We start from the raw sequence: 9,506 nt of genomic DNA on the forward strand, positions 1-9,506 counted from the left end.
TTACTCAATACAATGTCTGTTGTGTCGATACAGTAAAAATAAACATCTTAGTCTTTAGGTAAGTGTAATGAATAATCCAGAAGCCTCTACCCAACGAACACAAGAAAATATCTCGGGGGATAGACGCGATTTTATAAAAAAATCTGGTGTATTAGCTGGCCTATCCGTTTTATCAAGCAAAGCGCCTTTTGTGTTCGCCAGAACAACACCAACTTTACGCGTGATGGGCACACACGTGACGCTACAAGAAGAGATAAGACAACAAGCCATGGCTGATCTTGGTATTAATATCGTTTTTGAACCAGGTGGCGAGGCTGAACTTATTCAAAAAGCCACAACCCAACCAGGCTCTTTTGATATCTATGAGCAATGGACCGATAGTATTCGACAGCTCTGGCAGGCCTCTGTGATTCAGCCCATTGATACGGAGCGCTTAAGCTACTGGGATGAAATCAATGCCCTATCAAAAACAGGGAAAATTGCACCTGAAGCTAATATTGGCTTAGGTGATGCACCACATAAAATTTTAAATATTCAAGCAGATGGCAGTTTGGGAACTCAATTCACCGGCAAGATTAGTTTTTTACCCTATGTTCACAATGTGGATTCATTTGGCTATAACACGAATGCCATAAAAAAAGGCATTCCGTATGAAACGGAAAGTTGGTCCTGGTTATTAGATGAGCAATATCGCGGAAAAGTGGGCATTGTTAATTCTCCGACCATCGGTATCTTTGATTTGGCTCTCGCTGCAGAGAGTAAAGGCCTGATTAATTTCAATGATATGAGCGATATGACGCAAACTGAAATTGATGGCCTCTTTTCTATTTTGCTGGATTTCAAAAAACAACATCACTTTGCAGGTTTCTGGAATTCGGTACCTCAATCAATTGATTATATGCGTCAAGGACGGGTACACCTGGAAAGCATGTTTTCACCAGCAGTTTCTGCACTCAATGGCGACGGTATCCCCGTCACGTATGCCGCCCCCAGAGAAGGTTACCGTGCCTGGCATGGTGTGATGTGTTTATCCAGTGAATGTCAGGGGCATGTCAAAGATGCCGCTTACGATTATATGAACTGGTGGCTAAGTGGTTGGGCTGGTGCTTATGTTGCCCGTCAAGGTTATTACATTTCAAATCCGGAACGATCAAAACCTTTATTAGACAAAAATGAATGGGATTACTGGTATGAAGGAAAAGAGGCCACTGCGGATCTAAAAGGCACGGATGGCAAAATTTCAGTCAGGGCTGGTGATATTCGTACCGGGGGAGCGTACACCACACGATTAAGCAATATCGCTATCTGGAATACGGTTATGCCAAATTATGATTATTCGCTACAAAAATGGTATGAGTTTTTATTAGCATGAGTAAATGGCATCAATCTACACTGATGAGTCAGCTTGGGATACGCAAGCGTGTCTTTATTGGTTTCGCCAGCCTTGCGTTGATTTCTTTGTTTATTGTCATTGTGAATTTATTTTCTCTGACAAATGTTGAAAAACTATTCAACGACTATACAAAATCGATTTCTTATACACGGCTGATGTCTGAAGTCGAAGCAGATATTATTGAACTTAATCGAAAAATATTAGTGTTTCGCATCACGGATAGTCAGTCGTCCATTACAGACATTCAACGATTATTAAAAAGCCTGAAAACCACTATCCATAGTCTTTCTGTTTCATCGGAGTCCAGTGAGGAATCAGCCGCCATTTATCCCAAATTTACCGACTCACTTGAGAACCTCTACGAGAAAACGGCAAAATTGAATGATGAGCGTATGGTGTTAAAGCAGTTACATACACAACTGGAGCAACAGTTTAGTTCTGTTTATAACATGCTCGACACCATGACAAAGCAACATAAGAAGTCTGAAGAAGTGATTTTATTGTATGAAATTCGTTCTTCAATCGCTTTTGCTCAGAATCAAATTATTCAATACTTTCAAAGCCGTACCAACAAAACGCGTTTAAATTTCGTTGACACATTTAATCAAGCAAAAACGGATATTGCTGTCTATTCAGAGCTCGCTTCCACCTCTGAAAAAGAAAGACAATTAATCATTAATCTCAACAATCAACTTGATACCATCAAAAATACCTTCTTTCGTACGATTCAAGCAGATCGCAATTTTATTTTTCTGGTTAATGTGGTGATTGCAGGGGAAGCCTCTGAATTAAAAAGCCTGTCTGTGCAATTAAAAGATTATTCCATTGAGAGACAAACAGCACTTTTTAGTAGCACCAATAATAATCTGGAACTGTATAAGTTTATTGCGTTTATCGGTTCCTTTTTTCTGATGGCCATCGCCCTCATGATTTCTGGCAGGGTCAGTCGCGCTATCACGGTCCCCATTTCTGATATCAGTAAGACATTTGAAGATATCAGTGCTGGTCGAGAAACCTTATCTATTCCTGGTATCGATCGGCATGATGAAATAGGCAAGCTAGCCCGATCGGCTACTCTCTTTAAACAAAGTGCGGATGAAACAAAACGCCTCTTAAAAGAAACAGAAGAGCTGGCCGAAGAGTTAAGTTTAAGGGAGGTTGAACTAGAGCTAGCGGCTAAAAAAGCGAATTCAGCCGCCGATGCAAAAAGTGCGTTTCTGGCGAATATGAGTCATGAAATAAGAACACCGATGAATGGCATCCTAGGCATGATTAATCTGCTAAGCGATACCCAACTTACGGAAAAACAACATCAGTTTGCCCACAATATTAAAATCAGTGCCGAATCATTGATGCGAATTATTAATGATATTCTGGATTATTCAAAAATTGAGTCTGGCAAGCTCTCTATTGAAGAGACGGCATTTAATTTAGAAAAACTGATTTCTGATATTGGCAGAGTGGTTGAACCCAATGCACATAATAAAGGCCTTCAAGTCCTCTGCCCTGCCAATGCAATTGAGAATGTACAAATTATTTCTGATCCGATTCGTCTCAGACAAATCCTTCTTAACCTGCTTTCTAATGCCGTTAAGTTTACCGAAAGCGGTTCAGTCGAACTCAAGATTGATATCAAGTCAGTCGATGACAACAGCCTTAACCTTGATTTTTCTGTTACTGATACTGGCATCGGCATATCAGAAGAAGAGCTGACCAATTTATTTGAGCGGTTTAGCCAACTTGATTCAGCTTCAACCAGAAAAGCCGGCGGCACCGGTCTTGGGTTAGCTATCAGTGCTGAGTTAGTGAGCATGCTGGGGGGGAAACTGGAAGTTGACTCAACTGTTGGGGCTGGCAGTCATTTTTATTTCACCATTACGGTGAAAAAAGATAAGGTTTTACCTCCTCGAGTACTGACCACAAAATTCACGCAGTTTTTTGCCTACACCAGCAATGAAAAATTAAGTACCTATTTAGAAAGCTTATTTTCTAAATGGGGGAATCATCTACATATCACCTCATCATTATTGCTGATTGAGACAACGGTTCGAGAGGAAGATACCGATGTGGTGCTGATGGTTGATAGCGCCATGCTGAATCACATCAATGAAAATAAACTCAAACAACTCAAATCCAAAAATATTAAGATTATTTTACTGTCATCATTGGCAGATGATTTGAGCCGTTCACTGATAAGTGATTTATCAGATGTCACGGTGATCAAACCTATCAGTGCGTCAGAGTTATTTAATGCGAGCCGCTCATTATCAGAACAGCTTATTGAGCAACATGAACAACCTACTGCAGACACTGCTTCGTTACCCACCTTTTCATCAAGTAAGGTCCTTCTGGTTGAAGACGATGAAATCAACCAGATGGTGGCCAGCGGTATCCTCGCGAAATATGGAATGACGGCTGATATTGCAGAAAATGGTGAAGTCGCTTTAGATAAACTGCGTGAGAAGCAATACGATATTGTCTTTATGGATTGTATGATGCCGGTCATGGATGGCTTTACCGCCACACAACATCTTCGCTCAGGTCAGGCCGGAGAGTTCAATCTGTCGACCCCGGTTATCGCCCTCACAGCAGATGTGATGGAAGGCGTGAAAGAAAAATGTCTCTCAGCAGGTATGTCAGACTATTTAACCAAACCGATAATGCCGAATACCTTATTGGATATATTGCAGAAATGGCTTTAGGCCTGCATATATTTTACAAAAATAAGGGAGCCATTAGCTCCCTTATTTGTATTAAGTGATTATTTATCTTTTTTATCCGTGCATGAGGCGCGTTTGTCGCCTTTATGTTTTTTATGGGCGGCTCTCGCTTCTTCCTTCGTCACCTTGCCATCGCCATTGGCATCCATTTTTTCGAAGCGTTTTAATGCTGCTGCTGTCGCTTCATCTTTTGTGATGACACCATCACCGTTAGTATCGATATGAGCGAAGTAACCTTTCTTGGTGTGTTTAGCCATATCGTCAGTTGATACTGGTTCAGCAAATGTAGCTGAGCTAATGGCCATCGCAGCTAAGGCTGTGAAAAGTGTTGTTGATAATGTTTTCATCATAAATCCCTCTTTTGTTTGTTGGGATTTTTAGACTACGCCCACCCAAGTTAAGAAATGGTTATTACATCCAAACAAATCAATATTATTTTTCTATCGCTAGTTTTATCTCAGCTACAGCGTGTTTAATTTGTGCTTCATCTGAGAAGCGTCCCAAACTGATGCGTAAAGATGATCCTGCTTCTTCATCTGTCAGCCCAATCGCTTTTAATACATGCGAAAGCAAGACCATTTCACTATTACATGCTGATCCAGTAGAGGCACAGACATTGGGTTGGAGTTTTTCTAATAGCTTATTCGCATCGCAACCAATGAATTGCACATTAATATTGCCAGGGTGACACTGAGTTTGTGTGCCATTCAATTTAAATGGAATATGTGTCGCTTCCAGTTGTTGTAGAAACAAACGTTTCAAATGCGTTAATTGTTCACGGTGAGTTTTTGCTTCTTGTTTGGTGATACGCATCGCTTCAGCAAAACCAACACAGAGTGGCGTGGCCAAAGTGCCAGAACGCATACCAAACTGCTGCCCTCCTCCCTGAATGAAAGGCGGTAACTCGGCTTGAAGATCGTTTTTAATATAAATCGCACCGATGCCTTTGGGACCATAAACTTTATGGGCAGACAAACTCAGCATATCGACATTCCAGTCTTTCACATCAATATCTATCGCTTCAGGGGCTTGTGCGGCATCACAATGAAATAAAGCGCCTGATTGATGAGCCATTTCAGCAAAGGTTTTGACATCCTGAATAGTGCCGATTTCATTATTCACAGCCATTATGCAAACCAGCAAAGTTTGGTCAGACAATAAAGATTGATAAGCATCAACATCAATCAGCCCCGAGCTATGCACTGGGATTTCTTTAACTTTGTAACCTAATTTAGCCGCGTAAAAATGGGCAGCATTTTTAATGCATTTATGTTCGATTGCACTGATAAGAATGTCACGGCGATCTGTGGTATTACCAAATATCACACTGGCAATCGCCTGATTATTTGACTCTGTCGCACCAGAGGTAAAAATCACTTCTTCAGAAGAGGCATTAATACATTTTTCAATCGTACTGCGTGCGGCCTCAACCGCTGCCGCTGACTGCTGACCTAACACATGGGCTGTCGAATGTGGATTAGCAAAAATCTCATGGTTATAGGGTGCCATTGCGCTAACAACGCGAGGCTCTATCGGCGTTGTTGCCTGATAGTCTAGGTAAATTGAACTACCGGTTTGCATTGACTGCTCCACTTTTTAATATCAGATAATCAGAGGGTGATATAAAGATTGACGTCATAGGATAGCGAGAAACACCAGCTATTGGCTACGCATAAACGTATTTATTGCATTGATAAAATCAACATGACGCTCAGATAACGGGCAAAAAAAAGCTGTTACCGAGGAGGAGTAAAATCGGTAACAGATTGAAGGATCATTAGCATTTTATTTTTTTATTATTTCCTGGTGCGCTTTGTTGCTTGCTTCATTCGAAGAGGGTGTGTGACTCTCAACCAGACTGGTTTCAATTTTATTGATATTTTTGGGATCAACGTTTTTGCTATCGGCAACGGCGACAGAAGCAGAGCTGGCAATACTCAACGCACTGATAGAGAGAAAGGTATTTAATCTGTTCATAGGATGACTCCTTAAATTGACTGAGCTAATGTTTAGCTACAGTTCAGTTATAGACCCTGGATACTGAATTTTTGCTGAACGAGATTAAGGAAGGCTTAAGTAATAAAACAAAATGATTTAGCTACTTCAAATTATTGTGCAAATAAATGATAAGGCGAGCTTCCAGTCCAACGCTTAAAGGCTCGTCGAAAATTATTCATGTCATTAAAACAGAGGTACTCGGCTATTTCCTGGCTATTCATCTGTTTAACCTCATACAAATAAATAGCGGTATGTTTTCTGACCAAGTCTAATTGTTGTTGAAAGCTGGTTTGATGCTTTTTGAGCTTTCGTTTCATGGAGGCCGGGCTGAGGCCAAATGAAAATGACACTTTATCCAAATTAAGTGGTTCGTCTATATGTGACTGAAGGTAGCTGTATATTTGATCAAGAAAACTATACGGGCTGTATTCTTCAGAAAGTTGCTTGTCACTCTCTTTTAAGGCGCCCTGCATGCCAAACTTAGATGCATTCGGCCAAGGTGTATCCAAACAGTATCTGGGTAGCCGTATTCGGTTCATCTGTTGATTAAAGCGAATATCTTGTCCAAAGTTGACCCAATATTGTTCAACGTATTCAGGTTCATCGTAGCTAAATTCAAACTGCCAAGGCATTTTTTCACCAGCTAACCACGCCACCATCGACACAAAAGCGGACATGTAAGACTCAATAATAAATCTGTGTTGTTCTATGCTTCCTGTACTGTCAACCCAATACAAAAATAGCTCATCGTCATTTTCATAATATCGAGGCGTGAATAGTGGCGACAAAATGGCATGATATTCACAAAGGATCGTTATTGCCTGACGTAAGTTATTCGCTTGCTGTAAAGCTTGACTCACAGAACCATAAAATCCAGGAAATAAACGCTGACCATATAAAAAGCTTATATCATCAGCATCCGTTAGTTTCTGAGAGTTTTTGATTAACGTCAGATATTGGTCAGGACTAATGCGCTCTTCAGCCTGCTCAAAATCACCAAGCTGTAAACGCGTTCCTTTCAGTAGATGATACTCAGACACATCACGTGACAGTGCCAATTCGACTAATACAGCGGGCTGATAATGAGGTGTGATACAGGGTGTATCTAGCTCATATCCCAGCGTTTTTACCAGCTTTGCCATGGTTCAGATGACAGGTGCAGCTGTTTGTTTACGCTGGCTAAGAAGTTGATTTAATCGTTTAATTAACGAATCAGAATCATCCCTTTTTGCCATGGTAATGGCGGTCGTCGCTGTTAAATAGACACGCTGCTGTGATTCCTGTGTACGGTAAGCAAAACTGGCTACCGCATGTTGCAGATCCTGACTCAGCTGTTTTGCTTCAGCCTCATCGGTGTCGTGTAAGAGGATAACGAAACGGTCGCCAGCCAAGCGACAGATCAAATCCTTATCACGCAGGTTTAACAATAATAGCTGACAGACCAGCTGGAGGATGTGATCGCCCTCTTTTATGCCATACAAACGATTAATCACATTGAAATCATCAAGATCAATGGCGATGAGCGCCAATGGTTGCTGATGCTTTTTACTCTCTGCCAAGGATAGCTTGAGCTGTTTTTTTAAATAAGCGCCGCCGCCAACAGGCATAAGCTTGTCAAACAAACGGTGCTCGCGAAAATACCGTTCACGTTTTACCATTTGAGCACTGATAGCAATTTCTTCCTGATGCCAATGATAGATACCAATACTTAATAATATTAAGGCAATCGGTATCGGCATACTTTCAAGCCAGTTGTGCCAGATTAAGGTTGATGGCATACGAATGAACTCATCCATAAAATCCATCGACCAGGAAAAAACAATGGCGCATAAACCAAATGCCAACAACCGCGTTACTCGGCCTGCAGGTCGACTCCGAAGTAATAAGGCCAACCAGAAAAAGGCTAGGATCACCATGCCGCCTTCTGACATAACATCCAACCAGTTCACCTCGCTTATCGGCTTTACGTCACCCCATGCTCGTAAAATGAGGGTCCCGGAAACAATAGCTGTCGCCAAGCCATAAAAATAAGAAGTCTGTAAAAACGGTCGTTTTTTCATTGATTTAAGTGCACTAAATATCAGCTATAAACATTGAATATTGGCGACACTACGCTAAAAAAATGACAGTGTTGTGACATCACATGCAGTCAATTTAGCTCACAAAAAAATGACCATTTCTTCATTTTTTTAATGTTTAAACCGTGCACCAAATATTCATATGACGTTGTTTTTAAAGAATTAAGCTAGGTGGGATAGGCTTATTTCCAACTCAACATTTTTAACTTCGTCATGGTCATTTCAGCTCAAATATACGGTCACCACTGAGCTATCTTATTGTTTTTAAATGCTTTTAAATTTTTCTGTCATCTAACTGTCATTTAGCCTACCTACACTTGCCGCCATCGAACCACTATGACGACAAGGATATTTATGAAAAAGACAAACCTGATGTTAGAGCGACCCAGTTTTAAGTTAAGTCTGATTGCTCTTGGCATAAGTAGTTTTATCAGTAATGGCGTCCACGCTGAGGATGACCTCAATCTGGAAACTGTTCGTGTGATTGGACAGGCAGTACAGATTGACAAAGCACTCACTGAACAACGCAACTCAAATAGTATTGAGAGTGTGGTGCATGCGGATGGCATTGGCCAGTTACCCGATGATAATGCTGCTGAAGCGTTACAGCGTTTACCGGGTGTGTCTGTGGCAAACGATCAGGGTGAAGGACGTTTTGTTACTGTTCGTGGACTGGCTCCTGAACTGAATGCCGTTACTATCAATGGTACTAATGTGCCCTCACCTGAGAGTGATACCCGGGCTGTAGCACTGGATGTTTTGCCGAGTGAGTTGGTGCAATCTCTTTCAGTTGTAAAAACATTAACCCCTGATATGGATGCGAACTCGCTGGGCGGCACCATCAATGTCAGAAGTCTGTCAGCCTTTGATCATGATGGCCTGTTCTATACGCTCTCAACAGAAGGTAGTTTTGATGATAATACTGACCAAATCAGCCCTAAAGGCTCAGGTGCAGTCAGTAATATTTTTAGTATTGGTGATGGGGTCGATAACTTTGGTGTGGCCGCGGCCTTGAGTTGGCAAAAACGGGACTTTGGTTCAGATAATGTTGAAACCGGTGGCGCCTGGGATTTTGATGGTAGTCAACCGCGTCTCGAGGAACTGGAACAACGTGATTACGAGATTTCACGTGAGCGTCTGGGTTTAGGTGTCAATTTTGATTACAAAGCCGACGTCAATACCAGTTACTACCTGCGTACTTTATTCAGTCGTTTTACAGATACGGAAACCCGTAACGCGGCTGGTATTGAATTTGCCGATCCCCTCCTCCCAAATGAATCAGGCGATGACGCTGAAGGTTTCCGTGAATTAAAAGAT

At 41.5% G+C, this 9,506-nt stretch carries 8 protein-coding genes; 3 read left to right on the plus strand and 5 right to left on the minus strand.

Annotation, left to right across the window (positions count from 1 at the left end; all coding sequences use genetic code 11):
* Positions 1-67 precede the first annotated feature (67 nt).
* Entirely contained in the window at positions 68-1,372 is a 1,305-nt protein-coding gene (locus B3V56_RS11190) for an ABC transporter substrate-binding protein (RefSeq protein WP_289283048.1), read from the plus strand.
* Entirely contained in the window at positions 1,369-4,095 is a 2,727-nt protein-coding gene (locus B3V56_RS11195; RefSeq protein WP_289283047.1) for an ATP-binding protein, read from the plus strand. Before B3V56_RS11190 ends, B3V56_RS11195 begins: the two co-directional genes overlap by 4 nt.
* A gap of 59 nt (positions 4,096-4,154) precedes the next feature.
* Here the strand turns inward: B3V56_RS11195 and B3V56_RS11200 are convergent, their stop codons facing one another.
* The 5 genes from B3V56_RS11200 to B3V56_RS11220 form a co-directional block, all read right to left on the minus strand.
* Entirely contained in the window at positions 4,155-4,463 is a 309-nt protein-coding gene (locus tag B3V56_RS11200; protein WP_289283046.1) for a hypothetical protein, read from the minus strand.
* 82 nt (positions 4,464-4,545) lie between these two features.
* On the minus strand, positions 4,546-5,694 hold the full coding sequence (locus tag B3V56_RS11205) for a cysteine desulfurase family protein (RefSeq protein ID WP_289283045.1): 1,149 nt from the start codon (positions 5,692-5,694) through the stop codon (positions 4,546-4,548).
* A gap of 204 nt (positions 5,695-5,898) precedes the next feature.
* Positions 5,899-6,090 (minus strand): hypothetical protein, encoded by a 192-nt coding sequence (locus B3V56_RS11210; RefSeq protein ID WP_289283044.1) that lies wholly within the window; start codon positions 6,088-6,090, stop codon positions 5,899-5,901.
* 131 nt (positions 6,091-6,221) lie between these two features.
* A complete protein-coding gene (locus B3V56_RS11215; protein ID WP_289283043.1) occupies positions 6,222-7,253 on the minus strand; it encodes an AraC family transcriptional regulator in 1,032 nt (343 codons plus the stop codon).
* Positions 7,254-7,256: 3 nt separating this feature from the next.
* The gene (locus B3V56_RS11220; RefSeq protein WP_289283042.1) at positions 7,257-8,171 is read right to left on the minus strand and encodes a GGDEF domain-containing protein; all 915 of its coding nucleotides are present in this window, start codon (positions 8,169-8,171) and stop codon (positions 7,257-7,259) included.
* Between the two features lie 372 nt (positions 8,172-8,543).
* Between B3V56_RS11220 and B3V56_RS11225 the strand changes: the two genes are divergently transcribed.
* On the plus strand, positions 8,544-9,506 hold a 963-nt coding region (locus B3V56_RS11225; RefSeq protein WP_289284296.1), incomplete at its 3' end, for a TonB-dependent receptor plug domain-containing protein.

The sequence above is a fragment of the Methylophaga sp. UBA2513 genome, from assembly GCF_002341285.1.
Lineage (GTDB): Bacteria > Pseudomonadota > Gammaproteobacteria > Nitrosococcales > Methylophagaceae > Methylophaga > Methylophaga marina.

Excerpts from the sequence above, each read along its gene's own strand:
- B3V56_RS11190 (WP_289283048.1), top strand. The coding sequence starts at position 68 with ATGAATAATCCAGAAGCCTCTACCCAACGAACACAAGAAAATATCTCG.
- B3V56_RS11195 (WP_289283047.1), top strand. The coding sequence starts at position 1,369 with ATGAGTAAATGGCATCAATCTACACTGATGAGTCAGCTTGGGATACGC.
- B3V56_RS11200 (WP_289283046.1), bottom strand. The coding sequence starts at position 4,463 with ATGATGAAAACATTATCAACAACACTTTTCACAGCCTTAGCTGCGATG.
- B3V56_RS11205 (WP_289283045.1), bottom strand. The coding sequence starts at position 5,694 with ATGCAAACCGGTAGTTCAATTTACCTAGACTATCAGGCAACAACGCCG.
- B3V56_RS11210 (WP_289283044.1), bottom strand. The coding sequence starts at position 6,090 with ATGAACAGATTAAATACCTTTCTCTCTATCAGTGCGTTGAGTATTGCC.
- B3V56_RS11215 (WP_289283043.1), bottom strand. The coding sequence starts at position 7,253 with ATGGCAAAGCTGGTAAAAACGCTGGGATATGAGCTAGATACACCCTGT.
- B3V56_RS11220 (WP_289283042.1), bottom strand. The coding sequence starts at position 8,171 with ATGAAAAAACGACCGTTTTTACAGACTTCTTATTTTTATGGCTTGGCG.